The following is a 17,874-nucleotide window of genomic DNA, read 5'->3' on the forward strand; positions in this document are numbered from 1 at the left end:
TATAGGCGCCATCGCGAGTAAAAGGCAGTAACGTGATCCGGTTCATTCTTTCGATTTTCGGGGCTATTTTCAGCCTTGTGACCTTGGGTATCTTCATGGCGGCGCTGGTTGTCGGCGCGGTGTTCTGGATGTACGGGCGCGATCTGCCCAGCCATGAGTCGCTGGCGCAATACAAGCCACCCACGATCAGCCGGATTTATTCCGGCAAAGGCCAACTGATCGACGAGTTCGCGCAGGAACGCAGGTTGTTTACCCCGTCCGAGGAAATCCCGGACCTTGTGAAACAGGCCTTCATCTCGGCGGAAGACAAGAATTTCTACACCCATCAGGGTTACGACCCGCGCGGGATCATTGCTGCCGGTGTCGAAGCGGTCAGAACCAAGGGTGAAACCGTGCGCGGCGCTTCAACCATTACCCAGCAGGTGATGAAGAACTTCCTATTGTCGGGCGACCGCCGGGCCGAACGCAAAATCAAGGAGATCATCCTTGCCACCCGGCTTGAGGACACGCTCGACAAGGAACAGATTCTCGAACTCTACATGAATGAGATCTTTCTGGGCCAGAACTCGTACGGTGTGACCGCCGCCGCCCAGACATACTTTAACAAGACCCTTCAGGAACTGGCACCGCACGAGGCCGCGATGCTGGCCGCAATGCCCAAGGCACCGTCAGACTATCACCCGGTCCGCCAGAAGGAGCGCTTGCTGGATCGCCGCAACTACGTGCTGCGCGAGATGCGCCAGAATGGCTATATCGATCAGGCGGTGTTTGAAGCCGAGGTCGAGATGCCCCTGCGCTCGGTCCAGAACGGTGACTTTGAAAGCTTCCGCACCGCACTGCCGCCGCGTGACTATTTCACCGACGAAATCCGCCGCCAGTTGAGCGAGGATTTTGGCGAGGGTGAATTCTTTACCGGTGGTTTCACCGTCCGTGCATCGGTCGATGAGGAAATGCAGGTCGAAGCTGCGCGGTCCTTGCGCGAAGCCCTGGAGAAATATGACCTGTCACGCGGTGAATGGCGTGGCACCGGCGAGGTGATCCCCGAAGAAAAGCTGGCGGACGAAACCCAGTGGCGCGAGGCGTTGTCCATCATTGAAATCCCGCGCGACGTGGTGTTGCCGACGCAATGGTACCCGGCTGTTGTTCTGGATGTCGCGGATCAGCAACTGACCGTTGGGATCGAGGGCGGGCCTGCGGATGGCGTCATTCCGCGGTCGGACATCAAGTGGATGAAGGGCGATTTTGCCGCCAACTTCAAACGTGGCGACGTCATACTGGTGGTGGCTGGGGAAGAGGGTCAGTGGTCCGCGCGTCAGGTTCCCGAAGTGCAGGGCGCGTTTGTGGCGATGGATGTGAACTCGGGCCGTGTTCTGGCGATGCAAGGCGGGTTCTCGTATCAGGACACCGTGTTCAACCGTGCCACGCAGGCGCAGCGTCAGCCGGGATCCAGCTTTAAACCCTTTGTGTATGCGGCTGCCTTGGACAGTGGCTATAGCCCGGCGACGATCGTGGTGGACGCGCCGATTGAGGTGAACACCCCGCAGGGTCTGTGGCGCCCCAAGAACTCGACCAACAAGTTTTACGGACCCACGCCTCTGCGTACCGGGATCGAACAGTCCCGGAACCTGATGACGATCCGACTGGCTCAGGAAATCACCATGCCTGTTGTGGCAGGGTATGCGGAACGCTTTGGCGTTTACGACCGGATGGGTGCTTTTCTGGCGAACTCGCTGGGGGCCGAGGAAACCACGCTCTACAAGATGGTGGCTGCCTACGCGATGTTCGCAAATGGTGGTGAACGGGTTGAGCCCACGCTGGTCGACCGCATTCAGGACCGGTTTGGCGAGACCATCTACCGCCACGACGACAGACAGTGCCTGGATTGCAACTCAAGCTGGCTGGAACCGGATGAATCCCCGCAGATTGTGACGGATCGCGATCAGGTAATGGACGCGATCACCGCCTATCAGCTGACCTCGATGATGAAAGGTGTTGTGGATCGGGGAACCGCGTCCAGCCGCGTCAACCTGCCGGTTCCGACGGCTGGCAAGACCGGCACGACAAACGACAACAAGGATGCCTGGTTCATCGGCTTCACCTCAAACATCGTCGCGGGCTGCTATATCGGGTATGACCGCCCGCGTCCGATGGGGCGGGGCGGATATGGCGGCACCATGTGCGGTCCCGTCTTCCAGAGCTTCATGGAAAAAGCCGTTGAGAAATACGGTGGCGGTCCGTTTGAGGTGCCTCCGGGTGGTCACTTCATCAAGATCGACCGGTTCAGCGGCGCGCGACTGCCGCCGGATGCCACCGGAGACTACGTAGTGGCCGAGTATTTCCGCGATGGCGTCGATGGGTTCATCGACCGCGTCTATGACGGCGGCTTTGCCATCGGCTCTGACCTGCCTCTGTTCGAAGAGGTTCAGCGTGCAGGCGTTCAGGTGCAAACATCGACCGGGCAGACCGTTACCGTGGGACCGAAAGCCTCGCAGGGCGACGTGACGACCGGCGGTCTTTACTGATCGGCGACCTGTAAAAACAGCGCCAACAGATCGGCCTCTTTGTCCTGGGTGATCAGGCCGTTCGACCGCCAGAAAATCGACATCGCGCATTTCGCCGCAGCCCATTCGGCCAGACGTGCACGCGGTACTTCCAAGGCATTGGCATAAAGGGTGAGACAGGTGTCGATCTGGCTCATCTGGCGTACCAGATCGGGCATGCCTTTGGGATGGCGCAACGCATTGGCCAGTTCGAAGGCTGGATCGCCAACATACCCCTTGGCATCAATGACCCGAGGCCCGGCCTCCGTCAGGATGACGTTGTCGGGATGCAGGTCTCCATGCAGGGGTAAAACCGCCCCCTGTGTTTCCAAGAGCTTGCGGGCAATATCCATTGCACGCGCCATGTTCCGCCTCAGAGATTTGGCGCAGGTATCCTCAAATCGGCACTCAAAAAGCGGGGCAAATACGTCGGCCAAGGACTTTAGGCCCCGCATGTCAGAAATCGGGTTGGTATGAAGGCGCTTAGCAGTCTGCGCTAACGTGTTCAGGGCGAAACCCGGTTCACCGCCCCGTGCGACATCGCCGAGCGATGGGCCGTCCAGCCATTCCATCAAAAGCGCATTGTCAGCCTCTTTCAGGATCTTGACGGCACCTCTGTCTTGCCATCTCGTCAAAAGCGCGGAACCCGGCGCTTCGTTGCCCCGATCCGCGCGACGATACAGTTTCAACGCCGCGATGGTGCCATCCGCTTGCCTGACCTTCCAGATGCGGGCCGCGCCGGTATCTGCCACAAGGCTCAGCGGGGTTATGCCCCATCTGTTGAGAAACTCATTCGGTGCGTCCTGCAATCGCGTCTCGCCTGTCTTGTGGTGTCCTGCACCTCTTGCTATCACGCAGGCCTGATTGAGCAAGTTGGGACAAGACCATGCGCGCCGAAACCCAGAATACCGTGGCGGAAATCGAAAAGTCGCTGGAACTGCTGGCGCAGCGTATGGACTATGAGACCGCGCCGCATCGGTTAGAGGAGTTCAACGCGCGCGTTGAGGATCCGAACCTCTGGGACAGCCCCGAGAACGCACAGAAACTGATGCGTGAGCGTCAGATGCTGGTCGATGCCATCGAGACCTACGAGTCGATCAAGACAGATCTCAACGACAATGTTGAACTGATCGAGCTGGGCGAGATGGAAGAGGACGCAGAAGTTGTCCAGGACGCCGAAGACGCCATCCGGAAATTGCAGGCCAAGGCGGCCAAGAAAGAGCTTGAGGCCCTTCTGGACGGTGAGGCCGACGGCAACGACACCTTTCTCGAGATTAATTCTGGCGCAGGTGGCACCGAAAGCTGCGACTGGGCCTCGATGCTGGCGCGGATGTATGTGCGCTGGGCCGAAAAAAAGGGCTACACGGTCGAACTGCAATCCGAGACAGCGGGCGAAGAGGCGGGGATCAAGTCCGCCGCCTACAAGATTTCCGGTCACAACGCCTATGGCTGGTTGAAATCGGAAAGTGGTGTGCACCGGTTGGTGCGCATTTCACCCTTTGACTCGGCGGCCAAGCGGCACACGTCGTTCAGTTCGGTCTGGGTCTACCCTGTGGTGGATGACAATATCGAGATCGAGGTCAATCCGGCGGATATCCGAGTGGATACCTACCGCTCGTCCGGTGCGGGGGGACAGCACGTAAACACAACCGACTCAGCCGTGCGGATCACGCATATCCCCACCGGTATCGTCGTGACGAGTTCCGAGAAATCCCAGCACCAGAACCGCGACATTGCGATGAAGGCCCTGAAATCGCGCCTGTACCAACAGGAACTGGACCGCCGCAACGCCGAGATCAATGCGGCGCATGAGGCCAAGGGCGACGCAGGATGGGGCAACCAGATCCGGTCGTATGTTCTGCAGCCCTACCAGATGGTCAAGGATCTGCGAACCAACCACGAAACCTCGGATACCAAGGGTGTTCTGGACGGCGATCTGGATGAATTCATGGCCGCCACCCTAGCGCTGAACGTCGCTGGCAAAAGCCGGTCCGAGGCTCAGGGCGAGGAGTGATGCGCGGCGTTCGGACCCCGCGTCCATGACATTCGTGAAAGGCCACTGGCAACTGATCCTGATCACAGGTTTGGTGTTTTTGTTCTGGTCCATGCCGGTCGTGCTGCCGCTGAAAATCCTGGTGGTGTTCCTGCACGAACTGTCGCATGGCCTCGCGGCCCTTGTGACCGGCGGCTCCATCGAACGGATCTCGGTCTCGATCCATCAGGGCGGCTACGCGGTTACGCGCGGTGGAAACCTGTTTCTGATCCTGAGTGCGGGATATCTGGGATCCTTGCTGCTGGGGCTGGGGCTACTGGCCGTCGCGTTGCGGTCCCATGCGGACAGGGCGGTACTGGGCGCATTTGGCGGCGTCATGCTGTTGGTCACTTTGCTGTACATCCGCGAGCCGTTTGCAATGGCGTTTTGTGGGGCGGTGGGTGTCGGGATGTTGGTCATGGCCCGGTACTTGCAGCGCGGGGTCTGTGACATGGTATTGCGGGTCATTGGCCTGACCAGCATGATTTATGTTCCCTATGACATTTTCGACGATACGATCCGCCGGTCACACCTGCGGTCGGACGCATTCATGCTGGCAGAAAACTTCGGTGGGACAACGGTCTTGTGGGGTGGCTTGTGGCTGGTTCTGAGCTTTGTCGTGATCGTTTTCGGTCTGAAAAACATGCTGGGCAGCGACAGCAATCTGCGGTTTGATATCAAGGTCGGATAGCGATCCAATCGAACCGGCCTGTTCTGACGATCTGTTTCTGAAAACATGCATCTAAACAATGGGTTTAAATGGCACCAACCCGTCGTTAGGCTGCCGGGGAAGAGCCCGAGGACGCGTTTGAATGGACCTGACACGCAGATCAGCAACCGACCTTTTGGCGGACCTGTGCAGCCGACGGTGTTCCGCCTCGGATGTGATGCGCGCCACGTTGGATCGGATCAGTCAAATCAATGGTCAGGTCAACGCCATAGTTGCGCTGCGGACCGAGGCTGATCTGATGGCCGAGGCACAATCCATGGACGCAGGGCCGATCCGCGGGCCGCTGCACGGTCTGCCGATTGCAGTCAAGGATCTGGTCAACGTGGCCGGCATCGTTTCGTCGCAAGGCTCACCGGTCTATCGCAACCATATACCGGACAGCGATGACCTGATCGCAGCGCGCATGCGGGACGCCGGGGCGGTCCTGATCGGCAAGACCAACACACCGGAATTCGGGTTGGGCTCGCATACCTTCAATCCGGTCTACGGGGCCACGCGCAACCCGTATGACGCCTCAAAGACCTGCGGTGGATCGTCCGGGGGCGCGGCCGTCGCCCTGGCGACAGGCATGATCGCTCTTGCGGACGGCTCAGATATGATGGGCAGTCTGCGCAACCCTGCGGCGTGGAACAATGTTTACGGGTTCCGCCCCTCTTGGGGGCGGGTGCCGCCTGACCCGGTGGGCGACGGGTTCCTGCATCAGCTGTCCACGCTCGGCCCCATGGCGCGCAGCCCCGCCGATCTGGGGGTTCTGCTGGACGTGATATCCGGACCCGACCCACGCTTGCCGCTGGTTGGACCAAGTTTGGCCGCATCCCCTGTTGAGGCAGCTGATCTTGAAGGTGTCCGGATCGGCTGGCTTGGCGATTGGGGCGGCGCCTTTCCGATGGAGGACGGGGTCCTAAGCCTCTGCCAGGATGCTTTGGATGTATTCGAGAATCTCGGTGCCCATGTGGAAGCGCTCGCGCCACCCTTCGATGCCGAAAGGATCTGGGACAGCTGGATCGCCCTGAGGTCCTGGAGCGTCGCCGCCGGGCTGGAGCCTATAATTGAGCATCGCGCATCTTTGAAAGACACTGCACAATGGGAACTGGACCGGGGGCTGGCCATGGGTGCAATGGAGGTGCACCGGGCCAGTCTGGCACGGTCCGAGTGGTTCCGCGCTGCTGCAACGGTGTTCGAAAGCTATGATGCGCTGGTTCTGCCCGCTGCACAGGTCTGGCCCTTCGAAATAGAAACGCCATACCCCACTGAAATCGCGGGTCACGCCATGGATACCTATCATCGGTGGATGCACGTAACCCTGCCGGTCAGCCTGATCGGGTTGCCCTGTTTGGCAGCGCCTGCCGGGTTCGGCGCCACCGGCTTGCCAATGGGGTTTCAATTGTTCGGACCGCGCGGTGCAGATGCACGCCTGTTGTCGCTTGGCGCGGCCTATCACGCCGCGACGGAATGGCCGCAAAAGCGACCGGCACTGGCGTAACGCGTTAAAGCGAGGAGAAACAGTTTATGGAAAAACCCTTTGGTGTCCCTCAGATGAGGTCGGTTGATGCCGCGATGCTGCGTACCGCCCTCGGGCAGGCCTGGGTGGATTTTCGGCAGGCACCGCAGTTTGGTCTGATGTTTGCAGGTTTCTACGTCCTGGCCGGATGGGCCATGGCGTGGGTCACCGTTCAGACCGGCACGACATACTGGCTGGTGCTTGCCGCCATCGGCTTCCCGCTGATCGGACCGTTTGCGGCGGTCGGATTGTACGAGGTTTCCAACCGGTTGGAAAAAGGGGAACCGCTGGATTTCGGGGCGATTTTTGGAGTGGTGCTGCAGCAAAGTCGCCGCCAGTTGCCATCGATCTGCGCCATCATCGTTGTGATGTTTTTGTTCTGGTTTTTCCTGGGGCACATGATCTTTGCCCTTTTCATGGGTCTGACGACGATGACCAATGTATCGACTTCGATGGAGGTGTTTCTGACACCCAACGGTCTGACCATGCTGGCGGTCGGAACTGCGGTTGGCGCGGTCTTTGCGATCCTGCTGTACATGCTTACGGTCCTGTCGATCCCGATGCTGCTGGACCGTGAACTGGATTTTGTCACGGCGATGATCACAAGCTATTCCTACGTCGCCGCCAACCTGCCACTGATGCTAGGATGGGGCGTGTTCATTGCCGTCTTGACGTTTATCTCGATGATCCCGTGGTTTCTGGGCCTTCTGGTGGTGTTGCCGATCCTGGGTCACGCAAGTTGGCACCTGTACCGTCAGATAACGCAGGTCGAGGACAGTCAGGCCGGTTAACGGCCTGCTGCGCCTCTTCAGGTCCTCACGGTTCCGGAGGGCTGGAGGCTGGAGGAAGCTCTTTCCGCTATTTCAGCTGTCCTTCGTGCTTCGTTCAGCACGGCAGCAGTGTCCTGCCCGAGATGCCGTAATACAACCGGGTGGCTGTTGCCATCTGAGTTTGCAGGGTCGGACAGGTCAATCACCTTGCCTTGCCAATGGTTCAACTCGGATGTCACTTCTTTTGCAATCAGGTAGATCTGGCTGTTCTGACCGTTCCTGCGCGACATCAGCATATAGACCTGCTCTGCCGTACCGGCTGCAATGCCGCGAATTTCCCGCTCCATGGGTTTTGCGGCAGGCATCGCAGCCCGTGTCGCGTAACTGCGCACCAACGTGCATTGCGGCAACCGTCGTGCATGGAGGAGGCCGAGCCGAGGCACGGGCGGCGAGGGCGTTGCGGTTTCGGTCACTGCATAAAACCCGGGGGGAAATACATGTGTTGCCAGCGTGCCAAATCCCGAACACAGGAACTCTGTCAGAGTGGATGTCGCAGGGTGCTGAGATGAGCGTACAATGTCATCCAGGGGTTGCAGCAATATGCGGGCATCGGCACCGAAAAACCGGCAAATCCGGTCCAGAACATCGGGTCGTGGAAAGCTCTGACCAGAGAGGTATCTGTTAAACTGTGTTCGATTTATGCCCAGTTCCCGGCACAATTCTGATATGGATGGGTATTGTTGGGACAGCCGTCTGAGGTTCGCACCAAACATAGCGCGAAGCGCTGCCGGGCTGCGGATGTCGTCTGTCATGGCTGTCCCAAACTATATTATTCTTGTCTTGGGCAAAAACACGACAGCGCCGACCCGTGGACCGAACGCGCGTCAGCAATCGTAGAGATGACCCTAGGTAACGTATGTCCACGTCACCGGGGCGAAGCTACTCAGCTGATTGGCAAAGGCAATAGGCTTTACCCGAAAAAGCACAATCATTTTAGAGAAAATTGAACAGTATTGCACATTTAACGCAATATGTCCGGGCGCGCTGGGTCCTTCTCGATTGCGAGGCCGCGTAACATTTTACCACTTGCGGTGGTGAAGCATGTCCGTTTGACGCGGGTGTATCTGTTGATCAGTCGCCGCGCAACAGGGCGGCAACGCCGGTCCGGGCAACTTCGATCAGTCCCAGGGGCCGCATCAGATCGGCGAACGCGTCGATCTTGTCAGGTGCGCCGGTGATCTCGAAAATGAAAGAGTTCAGCGTGCTGTCAACCACATTGGCCCGGAAGATGTCGGCCAGCCGCAGCGCCTCTACCCGTTTGTCGCCTTCGCCGACAACCTTGATAATCGCCAATTCGCGTTCGACCGAGGGGCCTTCGACCGTCAGATCATGTACATCATGTACGGTGACGATGCGGCCCAGCTGCGCCTTGATTTGCTCGATCACCTGCGGTGTCCCGGTTGTGACAATGGTGATCCGGCTGAGATGGCCGGTGTGATCCACCTCGGCCACAGTCAGGCTTTCGATGTTATACCCACGACCCGAGAACAGGCCGATCACGCGGGCCAGAACGCCGGGTTCGTTTTCGACCAGAACCGCAATCGTGTGCCGTTCCTGCACGTCCGAAAACGTGGGTCGTAGGTTATACGCGGAATGGCGGGTGGAGCCTTTTTTGATGTGTAGTGCAGACATGGTTCTACCGTATCTCATTTTCAGTGAAATAGTCAGAGTTGCCGGGGGCAATTTCATCGGCAATTTCGGGCCAGAAAGCGGTTACTTCCACGCCGCGGAGGCGGGACGGATAGCGACCCTGGCCAACCCCTGAGATGTCGCCGCGGAAGAGCTGGCTTTCGCTCAGCACGAGAAGGAGGGCGTCAGGTTTGCGGCACCTCGATGATATTGGACGGGTCGGGTATGTTGTGCACAACTGCGGGTATGTCGGGCCGGACTTTTTGACGTCCCATGTCCCTTCCACGATTTCTGTTGAGGCCGAGGTGGCCCGAAGCACTCGGCCGTCGCTGTGGAAATATTCCACAGCACTGGCAATGGCCTCGGCCCGCCCCCGTTCATTCGGCGGTGGAATCTCGCGGTATATCTTTCCGTCACTTCCAACGTATTGATACACTTTCGAGATCAACGTCGTGTCGCTGTACACTGTTCGTGCCTTTTCGACTGTGTTCACTTCTTGGTAAGCTGGCAAATGGGAGTCCTGGGGGAGGTAGAACAGGAACGGCCTTTCGCACCCCGCAACAAGCATGGCACTGGCCAGCAATGCCGCTGCAGTCGAACCCTTCATTCTCATACAAGCACCGACCCTTTGGAATCGATCACGCCCTGCGTCTCAGACTCGCCCAGCAGCATCTCGTTATGGGCCTTGCCCGACGGGATCATCGGGAAGCAGTTCTCGTGCTTCTCGACCAGGCAATCAAAGATCACCGGTCCGTCATGATTGATCATCTCCATGATCGCGTCATCCAGATCAGCCGGATCCGAACACAGGATGCCCTTGGCGCCAAAGGCTTCGGCCAGCTTGACGAAATCGGGCAGGGCCTCGGACCATGAATGCGAATACCGCTCGCCATGCAGCAATTCCTGCCACTGGCGCACCATGCCCAACCGCTCATTGTTCAGGATGAACTGTTTGACGGGCAGGCGGTACTGCACGGCGGTGCCCATCTCCTGCATGTTCATCAGCCACGAGGCTTCGCCTGCGACGTTGATCACCAGCGCGTCGGGATGCGCCATCTGCACGCCGATCGAGGCCGGAAAGCCGTAGCCCATCGTGCCCAGGCCACCCGAGGTCATCCAGCGGTTGGGATCTTCAAAGCCCAGGTATTGCGCCGCCCACATCTGGTGCTGACCAACCTCGGTCGTGATGTAACGGTCGTGTTTTTTGGTCAGCTCTTCCAGACGGACCAGCGCATGCTGCGGTTTGATCGATTTCTCGCTCGCGGTGTACGCGAGGCAGTTGATCTTGCGCCACTCGGCAATCTGGTTTTGCCATTGCTGGACATTGGCGGCGTCGGTCTTCCGACCGCGCGCTTTCCAGACCTTCAGGATGTCTTCCAGAACGTGCGCAACATCGCCCACGATCGGGATATCCACGCGGATCACCTTGTTGATCGACGAGGGGTCGATATCAACATGCGCCTTCTTGGAATTCGGCGAGAACGCATCGATCCGACCGGTGATCCGGTCGTCGAACCGCGCGCCGATATTGATCATCAGATCGCAGTCATGCATCGCCATGTTGGCCTCATAGAGACCATGCATGCCCAGCATTCCCAGCCAGTTCTTGCCCGACGCCGGATAAGCCCCCAGACCCATCAAGGTCGAGGTTACCGGAAAACCGGTTGCATCCACCAACTCGCGCAACAATTGACTGGCCGCCGGGCCAGAGTTGATGACGCCACCGCCGGTGTAGAAAATGGGCTTCTTGGCGGTCTCCATCGCTGCGACGAGTTCCGTGATTTCCTCCAGATCGCCTTTCAGCACCGGTTGATAATGCGAGGTCGATGGTTTGGGCGCGCTGTATTCGCCTGTTGCAAACTGAACATCCTTGGGAATGTCGACCAGCACCGGACCCGGACGGCCCGAGGTGGCGACATGGAACGCTTCGTGCATAGTTGAAGGCAGCGAATTCGTGTCCTTGACCAGCCAGTTGTGCTTGGTGCAGGGGCGGGTGATGCCGACGGTATCGGCCTCTTGAAACGCGTCCGAGCCGATCATGAAGGTCGGAACCTGCCCGGTCAGAACCACAATCGGGATCGAGTCCATCAGGGCATCTGTAAGCCCGGTCACGGCATTTGTCGCGCCGGGGCCCGAGGTGACAAGGGCAACCCCCGGCTTGCCGGTCGCGCGGGCATAGCCTTCGGCGGCGTGCACAGCCCCCTGTTCGTGGCGCACCAGAATGTGGCGAATATCGTTTTGCAGAAAGATCTCGTCATAGATCGGTAGGACGGCGCCGCCGGGATACCCGAATACCGTGTCCACGCCCTGATCCTTGAGGGCCTGAACCACCATCTTTGCGCCGGTCATCTCACGTGTCATCTGCTTTGCTCCGTTCGCGACATGTGTCTTGCGTTTCGCATAAAAAAAGCCCCCGAAGTTTCGGAGGCGCATGGGTTCGATTATGGTTTACCGTTACCGGCCCATGCGCTTGGTTCCTACGATTACGACTAGCGTTCTCATCGCCAGAGGCTCCTTTCAGCTTGATGGCGACCTTATGGGCGGTCGCAGGGGGCGTCAACAGGCAATTGCACCAATTTTCTATCTCAGGGGCATGTTTTTGCGACACTTTGTTGCGCAGATTGTCGCATTCCCGGAATTTCTGCGAATTGTATGGGGCGACCTGCCGAAAATTACCGATGCGAATATGTCGAAAAGCGTCAGAGCGATGTCCGAAACAGGCATGATTGCCCCCTGTTTCTGCGCAACGCTGACCGAGACGGAACCACGCAAGGAGGCAAAGAGTGTTGCACGATCTGGTGGATCTGGGGCGGTATCCGATCGATCGCCCGGATTCGGCGGCCTATGACCAGCTGATCGGTGACTTGCGGCGGGAACTGGATCTGGATGGCTGTGCCGTTCTGCCGGGGTTCGTGCACCCGGCGGGAATTGAGGTGCTGCTGCAAGAGGCCAACTCGGTTGCCTCCCACGCGCATCGGTCGTTCACACGCACAAATGCCTATTTTACGCAGGATGACCCAAGCTATGGCGTGGCGCACCCGATCCGGCGGTTTTACGAGCGATCCAACGCGTTTGTGCCTGCCGATAATTTTCCGGCGGCGGGGCCTTTGCGCCGCATTTACGAGTTTGACGGGTTCATGCCTTTCATCCGCATGGCCCTGGACGAGCCTGAGGACCGGTTTTTCCGATATGACGATCCCCTGGCTGACGTGATCATCAATGTCGTGGAAGAGGGGCAGGGTTTCCCGTGGCATTTCGATACCAACAACTACACGGTGACACTGGCCATTCAGAACGGTGAGGCCGGAGGCGCATTTGAATACGCAGCGAACCTTCGCAGTCCAGAAGACGAAAACTTCGATGCGGTTGCCTCGGTTCTGGACGGCGATATGACACGGGTCCGCAAGCTGGATTTGCAGCCGGGTGATCTGCAGATCTTTAAGGGTCGGTATTCCCTGCATCGCGTGGCACCTCTCCGCGGTAGGCAAAGCCGCTATGTGGGGATCTTTTCTTTTGTCGAGGCGGAAGGGATGTGCGGCGGCGTCGAACGGACCCGACAGCTCTATGGTCGGGTGTTGCCGCACCATTACGAACGCGCCGGGCACAGGCAGGACCGGCTGTTGGACTGATCTGTGTTAACCTGTATCGGCACGATGGATCAGCGCCGGGAAATTCGATGCCCAGGATTTTGCAACTCACGCCTTTTGTTCTGTGTTCCTCGCTCGGAAGACAAATGGATTTCTATTGTGATCGCCTGGGGTTTGCCTGCGGGTTTGAACAAGAAAACTATGCGTACCTGTCGCATGGCCATGTTGCCATTCGTCTTTTGGAATGCCCTCCGCGCAGCGACGGCCGCCCGTTGGGTGACAACCAGTCCTTTTACATCGATGTCGACGACATTGACGCGCTGTATGACGATCTGAAAGGCGGATTGGCCGATCTGCCAGACGGTCGGGTACGGCCGCCGTTTGATCAACCCTATCTGCAGCGCGAGTTCCACGTTCTGGACGAAGACGGGACGCTGGTGTTTTTCGGCCAGGATATCAGGCCAAGGGCTTAGTGGCAGAGCCTCCCGCCCGTCGTTAACGCGCCGTCGGCGCATCTTCTCCGGTTGGGTCGGGCAGCGCTGCGCGCTGCGGTTCTCAGAACCCGACGCCGGTGCCCTGCAGCACCCCGTGCTCCAGCGCATAGCGGGTCAGGCCGGCGGTGGAGGAAATGCCCAGCTTGCGTTTGATATTCTTGCGGTGCGTTTCCACCGTGCGCACCGAGATGTCCAACACCTGTGCGACTTCCTTGTTCGATTTTCCCTGCGCCAGTTCCAGAAGGATTGTCTGTTCGCGCCCGGTCAGCGCTTCGCGCGTGCTGTCGCCCTTGGGTTTCAGGGACCCGCTGGCCCCGGTGCACAGATACTGTTCGCCCCGCATGACCGCGTCTATGGCCTGCTTGATCTCCTCGGTGGGCACGTCTTTGAGAACATAGCCCTTGGCGCCGTGGCTGAGCGCGGTCGAGATATACTCCGGGCTGTCATGCATCGACAGGATCAGGATGCGGGTTTCGGGCAGACGTTCGAGGATGATTTCGGTTGCGCTGAGCCCGCCGATTCCGGGCATGTTCAGGTCCATGAGAATGACATCCGGCATCAGCAGGGTGCTTTGTTCAACGGCGTCGCGACCGTTGCTGAGTGTTCCGACCACCTCAATCTCGTCATAGCTTTCGAGGATGGACTGAATGCCTTCGGCCACCATGGGGTGGTCGTCCACGATGAGGACTCGGATCGTTTCGGCGCTCATGTGCCGGCCTTTCGGTTTGGAGTTGCGTCTTCCTGCGGCGGAAGCAGATGGCTCAGCGGCAGGCTGGCTTCGATCACCGTGCCGCCACGCGGGCCACGTGATGACAGAATGCGCAGTGCCCCGTCAAGCTGCTCGATACGCTCCTGCATGTTGCGCAGGCCAATCCCCGTACTGGGTTTGCCGGGGTCGCTGCGCAATCCCTGGCCATTGTCGGTGATGCGCATGGTCGCCCCTTTCTTGTGGCCCCGCAGATCGATCGTGACCCGGGTTGCGTCAGCGTGGCGTTCGATATTGGTCAGCGCTTCCTGCGCAATGCGGTACAGCGCGATCTTGCTGTCCTGATCCAACCGGTTGCGGAACACCACGGTCGAAAACTCTGTCTCGATCCCGGTCCGGTCGCGAAAATCGTCCGTCAGCGCCTTGAGGGCCGGTCCAAGGCCCAGATCGTCCAACACGCCGGGTCGCAGGTCGCGGCTGATCCGGCGCACCTCGGTGATCGCGGTGCCCAGATGGTCGATGCCCTTGTCGAGGGGCTCCCGTGCGCCATCGTCGTCGCCCCGCATCAGGCGGCGGCGGGCGTTGTCGAGCGCATAGCGCACCCCCACCAGAATCTGGCTGATGCCGTCATGCAGTTCCCGCGCAACGCGGCCCCGTTCTTCTTCCTGCGCGTCAAACACACGCTGGGTCAGTTCCTTGAGCTTGGCATCGGCCAGCCGCCGTTCGCGGATGTTCAGCAGCATGCCCGAGGCAAAGACGATCAGAACGGCGGCCAGAACAATACCACCGATATACATGAAGGTCCTCTGCACCCGCGCTTCGACCTCGGCCCGCGCGTTGGCCACGGTGGCGACGATGTCGTCAATGAAAACGCCGGTGCCGACGACCCAGCGCCAGTCCTGCAGACCGACCACATAAGCAATCATCTGCGCTTCTTCCCCGGTCGACGGTTTTTGCCACATAAAGCTGTGCCAGCCTGCCCCCTGTCGGGCCAGACGAATGAACTCTTCGACAATCGGGGTCCCGTCACTGTCTGTCAGGCCCACCCAGTTTCGATTGATGAACTCGGTCTGACGCGGGCTGACCAGATTGTTGCCGTCGTAGTCATATACGAAAAAGAACCCATCCTGACCGTATATCATCGCCGACAGGATCTGAGTGACAAGGGTCTTGGCAATCTCATCATCCGGCTCGGCACGCCCGTAAATATAGGCGAACCCGTTGCGGGCCTGCGTCACGTAATTGCGCAGCTCATCCTTTTTGGCCTCAATCAGGCTGCGCTCCAGCGCCTGGATTTCGCGCTCTGCCGTGGCGCGCGATTCATATGCGACAAGCAGCGCAATGGCCGCCACCGCCAGAACCAGTGGGACCGCCGCCACAAGCGAAAGCTTTTGCGCAAGGGTCAAAGAGACCAGATTTCGGAAACCTCCCATAGTCGAATCGATACGCAAGCTGGGCCGTAAATGCAAAAAGATTGGGGTTAGGGATGTCTGAATGCCGGAAAAACAGGTCTCAATCTTTAAGAAACGCCGATATTTTCCAAGGAAGCCCCTGAGAAACCGGCGGCTCTACGCAGTAATAGGTATTTCCTTTCATATCCTCATCAGTAGGCTGGCGCGCACTGAAAGCGACAGGTCCGGACAGTGTCCGGGCAAGAATTACCAAGGGGAGGAACACTCATATGGATCGTCGTTCATTTCTGAAAAAATCCGCGCTGGGCGGTTCGGCTGCTGCGGCAACCGCTTTGGCGGCACCGGCCTATGCACAAGGACAGCGTACGCTGACCATGGTGACTTCGTGGGGCCGCGGCCTTGCAGGCGTGTTCGACGCCGCGCAGCGCAGCGCCGACAGCATCAACGCGATGTCGGATGGCAGCCTGACCGTCGAGATCAAGGCGGCCGGCGAACTGGTTGGTGCGTTCGAAGTGTTTGATGCGGTATCCTCGGGTCAGGCCGATATGTACCACGCAGCAGACTACTACTTTGTGGGTCAGCATCCCGGCTACGCCTTTTTCACCGCCGTTCCGTTCGGTATGACCGCGCAGGAACTGGTGAACTGGTACTACCACGACGGCGGCATGGAACTGCATGACGAACTGGGTTCGATCTTTGGTCTGAAGTCCTTCCTGGCTGGCAACACAGGCGCACAGGCGGGTGGCTGGTACGCGAAAGAGATCAACAGCCCCGAAGATTTCCAGGGCCTGAAGTTCCGTATGCCGGGCCTTGGTGGTCAGGCGCTGGGCAAGCTGGGCGCATCCGTTCAGAACATCCCGGGGTCGGAAGTGTACCAGGCCCTGTCGTCGGGTGCGATTGACGGGACCGAGTGGATCGGTCCGTGGGCTGACGAAAAAGCGGGCTTCCAGGAAATCACCAAGACCTACTACACCGCCGGCTTCCACGAGCCGGGCGCAGGTCTGTCCCTGGCCACCAACCGCGAGGTCTTTGACAGCCTGACACCGGCACAGCAGAAGATCATCGAGATCGCGGCTGCCGAAGCGCACCAGTGGAATCTGGCGCAATTCCTTGCCAATAACGGTGCCGCGCTGCAACGTCTGCAGTCTGGCGGCGTGAAGGTCATGGAGTTCCCGGACAGCGTCTGGGACGCCTTTGGGCAGGCCAGCCAGGAAGTGCTGGACGAAAACATGGGCGACGATCTGTTCAAGCAGATTCACGACAGCGCGATGTCCTCGATGGCTGCGTCGTCGGCTTGGCAGAACCTGTCTTCGGGTGTTTACACCGCACAGCGCGACCGCGTTCGCGGCTAACAGCCACGTCACCTATCAAACGGTTTCCCCGCCGCCGCGGGGAAACCTTTCCTGTTGCATATGCGCGGTCGCTTTAAGCCGCTATAATCAGCAGTGCAACTGATGCGACCTGGGGACAACATGCAGGACGAAAACGGTATCTCGTTCTTCGGCGCCCTGTGGAACGGACTGGTCTGGTTCGTTCAGAACATTGCCGAAGCCTTCTACAATTTCGGATACGCCATCACGCATCCGCAGCTCTGGCTGAACTGGTCGGACAACGAAGCAATCATGCGCTTTGTCTATTATGGCGGATCGGTCGAATTCTTCTTTGTGATCTTTGCCCTGTTTCTGGTTCTGACCGCCATCGGTCTCTATTACCGGAACTTCATGTGGGGCATGGTGCGGGGATTGGAAGGGTTCGCCAACACGACCGGGCGGTTCTTTGCCTGGGCAGGTCTTTTGATGGTGATCCAGCAGATCGTGATCGTGTTCATGCAACGGGTGTTTGCCCGTCCGGATATGGCCTTTGGTATGGGTATTCCGTTCCAGATGGACATCAGCTGGTATGCGGAAGAACTGAAGCTCTATAACGCCATGGTTGTCTGCCTGTGCTGCACCTACACGTTTGTGCAGGGCGGTCACGTTCGCGTTGACCTGATCTATGCCGGCATCAGCCATCGGGCCAAGCGCGTCGTGGATATGCTGGGCGCGGTCCTGTTCATGATGCCCATGGCGGTGCTGACCTGGATGTATGGCTGGTATTTCATGTGGCGGCACCTGATCGTGCCGAAACCTTCGGCCAGCGATACCCTGGACCGGCTGATCGCCAAGTCGCGTGCGCTGCGCTGGAACGTGGAAACCATCGGGTTCAGCCCCAACGGATTCAACGCCTATTTCCTGTTCAAAATCCTGCTGGTCGCCTTTGCCGGCATGGTGTTCCTGCACGCGATTGCGTTCCTGTATCGCTCGTATCTGGAATACGTGGAGGGCCCCGAAAGCACTGGAAAATACCTCGACAAGGATAGCCTTGGCGAGGGTGAAGAAGCCTACGAAGGCGCACATTAAGGACGGAGACTCAG

Annotated in this window: 16 protein-coding genes; 9 read left to right on the forward strand and 7 right to left on the reverse strand. The window is 58.9% G+C overall.

Features of this window, described 5'->3' with window-relative positions:
- The first annotated feature begins 32 nt into the window (after positions 1 to 32).
- Positions 33 to 2,522, forward strand: a complete 2,490-nt coding sequence (locus ACR3E0_RS08715; RefSeq protein WP_480478116.1) for a penicillin-binding protein 1A — start codon at positions 33 to 35, stop codon at positions 2,520 to 2,522.
- On the opposite strand, the gene ACR3E0_RS08720 is transcribed toward ACR3E0_RS08715, so the two are convergent.
- On the reverse strand, positions 2,516 to 3,349 hold the full coding sequence (locus ACR3E0_RS08720; protein ID WP_480478118.1) for an aminoglycoside phosphotransferase family protein: 834 nt from the start codon (positions 3,347 to 3,349) through the stop codon (positions 2,516 to 2,518). The two genes, ACR3E0_RS08715 and ACR3E0_RS08720, sit on opposite strands and share 7 nt — an antisense overlap.
- A 77-nt stretch (positions 3,350 to 3,426) precedes the next feature.
- Between ACR3E0_RS08720 and prfB the strand changes: the two genes are divergently transcribed.
- From prfB to ACR3E0_RS08740, 4 genes are all read left to right on the forward strand, one after another.
- Positions 3,427 to 4,554 (forward strand): peptide chain release factor 2, encoded by a 1,128-nt coding sequence (gene prfB, locus ACR3E0_RS08725; protein ID WP_480478120.1) that lies wholly within the window; start codon positions 3,427 to 3,429, stop codon positions 4,552 to 4,554.
- A 25-nt stretch (positions 4,555 to 4,579) separates the two neighbouring features.
- Positions 4,580 to 5,263: a M50 family metallopeptidase gene (locus ACR3E0_RS08730; RefSeq protein WP_480478122.1), complete on the forward strand. Its 684-nt coding sequence runs from the start codon at positions 4,580 to 4,582 to the stop codon at positions 5,261 to 5,263.
- Positions 5,264 to 5,384: 121 nt separating this feature from the next.
- A complete protein-coding gene (locus tag ACR3E0_RS08735; protein WP_480478124.1) occupies positions 5,385 to 6,785 on the forward strand; it encodes an amidase in 1,401 nt (466 codons plus the stop codon).
- A 26-nt stretch (positions 6,786 to 6,811) separates the two neighbouring features.
- The gene (locus ACR3E0_RS08740; protein ID WP_480478126.1) at positions 6,812 to 7,594 is read left to right on the forward strand and encodes a DUF2189 domain-containing protein; all 783 of its coding nucleotides are present in this window, start codon (positions 6,812 to 6,814) and stop codon (positions 7,592 to 7,594) included.
- A 17-nt stretch (positions 7,595 to 7,611) separates the two neighbouring features.
- Here ACR3E0_RS08740 and ACR3E0_RS08745 read toward each other — a convergent pair whose 3' ends face one another.
- The 4 genes from ACR3E0_RS08745 to ACR3E0_RS08760 all read right to left on the reverse strand — a co-directional run bounded on the left by ACR3E0_RS08745 (position 7,612) and on the right by ACR3E0_RS08760 (position 11,623).
- Entirely contained in the window at positions 7,612 to 8,385 is a 774-nt protein-coding gene (locus ACR3E0_RS08745) for a helix-turn-helix domain-containing protein (protein ID WP_480478127.1), read from the reverse strand.
- 319 nt (positions 8,386 to 8,704) lie between these two features.
- A complete protein-coding gene (ilvN, locus tag ACR3E0_RS08750) occupies positions 8,705 to 9,265 on the reverse strand; it encodes an acetolactate synthase small subunit (protein WP_171130023.1) in 561 nt (186 codons plus the stop codon).
- 4 nt (positions 9,266 to 9,269) lie between these two features.
- Complete coding sequence (locus tag ACR3E0_RS08755) at positions 9,270 to 9,869, reverse strand: hypothetical protein (RefSeq protein WP_480478129.1); 600 nt, start codon at positions 9,867 to 9,869, stop codon at positions 9,270 to 9,272.
- A 2-nt stretch (positions 9,870 to 9,871) separates the two neighbouring features.
- On the reverse strand, positions 9,872 to 11,623 hold the full coding sequence (locus ACR3E0_RS08760) for an acetolactate synthase 3 large subunit (RefSeq protein ID WP_480478131.1): 1,752 nt from the start codon (positions 11,621 to 11,623) through the stop codon (positions 9,872 to 9,874).
- Between the two features lie 422 nt (positions 11,624 to 12,045).
- Here ACR3E0_RS08760 and ACR3E0_RS08765 point away from each other — a divergent pair, with 422 nt between their 5' ends.
- Together ACR3E0_RS08765 and ACR3E0_RS08770 are read left to right on the forward strand one after the other, a co-directional pair.
- Positions 12,046 to 12,891 carry a HalD/BesD family halogenase gene (locus ACR3E0_RS08765; protein ID WP_480478133.1) on the forward strand — a complete coding sequence of 282 codons (846 nt, stop codon included), beginning with the start codon at positions 12,046 to 12,048 and terminating at the stop codon, positions 12,889 to 12,891.
- A 47-nt stretch (positions 12,892 to 12,938) separates the two neighbouring features.
- Positions 12,939 to 13,322, forward strand: coding sequence for a bleomycin resistance protein (locus tag ACR3E0_RS08770; protein WP_480478135.1), 384 nt, complete (start codon positions 12,939 to 12,941; stop codon positions 13,320 to 13,322).
- 82 nt (positions 13,323 to 13,404) lie between these two features.
- On the opposite strand, the gene ACR3E0_RS08775 is transcribed toward ACR3E0_RS08770, so the two are convergent.
- Both ACR3E0_RS08775 and ACR3E0_RS08780 read right to left on the reverse strand, forming a co-directional pair.
- Positions 13,405 to 14,052, reverse strand: coding sequence for a response regulator transcription factor (locus ACR3E0_RS08775; protein WP_480478137.1), 648 nt, complete (start codon positions 14,050 to 14,052; stop codon positions 13,405 to 13,407).
- Positions 14,049 to 15,482, reverse strand: a complete 1,434-nt coding sequence (locus ACR3E0_RS08780) for a cache domain-containing protein (protein WP_480478139.1) — start codon at positions 15,480 to 15,482, stop codon at positions 14,049 to 14,051. Before ACR3E0_RS08780 ends, ACR3E0_RS08775 begins: the two co-directional genes overlap by 4 nt.
- A 248-nt stretch (positions 15,483 to 15,730) precedes the next feature.
- Here ACR3E0_RS08780 and ACR3E0_RS08785 point away from each other — a divergent pair, with 248 nt between their 5' ends.
- Both ACR3E0_RS08785 and ACR3E0_RS08790 read left to right on the forward strand, forming a co-directional pair.
- A complete protein-coding gene (locus ACR3E0_RS08785) occupies positions 15,731 to 16,813 on the forward strand; it encodes a TRAP transporter substrate-binding protein (protein WP_480478141.1) in 1,083 nt (360 codons plus the stop codon).
- Between the two features lie 120 nt (positions 16,814 to 16,933).
- On the forward strand, positions 16,934 to 17,860 hold the full coding sequence (locus ACR3E0_RS08790) for a TRAP transporter small permease subunit (RefSeq protein ID WP_480480993.1): 927 nt from the start codon (positions 16,934 to 16,936) through the stop codon (positions 17,858 to 17,860).
- The last annotated feature ends 14 nt before the right edge of the window (positions 17,861 to 17,874 follow it).

This window comes from Ruegeria sp. AJ12 (genome assembly GCF_056536245.1).

Bases quoted from the DNA above. Each gene is read 5' to 3' on its own strand.
- prfB (WP_480478120.1), top strand. From the start codon at position 3,427: ATGCGCGCCGAAACCCAGAATACCGTGGCGGAAATCGAAAAGTCGCTG.
- ACR3E0_RS08730 (WP_480478122.1), top strand. From the start codon at position 4,580: ATGACATTCGTGAAAGGCCACTGGCAACTGATCCTGATCACAGGTTTG.
- ACR3E0_RS08735 (WP_480478124.1), top strand. From the start codon at position 5,385: ATGGACCTGACACGCAGATCAGCAACCGACCTTTTGGCGGACCTGTGC.
- ACR3E0_RS08740 (WP_480478126.1), top strand. From the start codon at position 6,812: ATGGAAAAACCCTTTGGTGTCCCTCAGATGAGGTCGGTTGATGCCGCG.
- ACR3E0_RS08745 (WP_480478127.1), bottom strand. From the start codon at position 8,385: ATGACAGACGACATCCGCAGCCCGGCAGCGCTTCGCGCTATGTTTGGT.
- ilvN (WP_171130023.1), bottom strand. From the start codon at position 9,265: ATGTCTGCACTACACATCAAAAAAGGCTCCACCCGCCATTCCGCGTAT.
- ACR3E0_RS08755 (WP_480478129.1), bottom strand. From the start codon at position 9,869: ATGAAGGGTTCGACTGCAGCGGCATTGCTGGCCAGTGCCATGCTTGTT.
- ACR3E0_RS08760 (WP_480478131.1), bottom strand. From the start codon at position 11,623: ATGACACGTGAGATGACCGGCGCAAAGATGGTGGTTCAGGCCCTCAAG.
- ACR3E0_RS08770 (WP_480478135.1), top strand. From the start codon at position 12,939: ATGCCCAGGATTTTGCAACTCACGCCTTTTGTTCTGTGTTCCTCGCTC.
- ACR3E0_RS08775 (WP_480478137.1), bottom strand. From the start codon at position 14,052: ATGAGCGCCGAAACGATCCGAGTCCTCATCGTGGACGACCACCCCATG.
- ACR3E0_RS08780 (WP_480478139.1), bottom strand. From the start codon at position 15,482: ATGGGAGGTTTCCGAAATCTGGTCTCTTTGACCCTTGCGCAAAAGCTT.
- ACR3E0_RS08785 (WP_480478141.1), top strand. From the start codon at position 15,731: ATGGATCGTCGTTCATTTCTGAAAAAATCCGCGCTGGGCGGTTCGGCT.
- ACR3E0_RS08790 (WP_480480993.1), top strand. From the start codon at position 16,934: ATGCAGGACGAAAACGGTATCTCGTTCTTCGGCGCCCTGTGGAACGGA.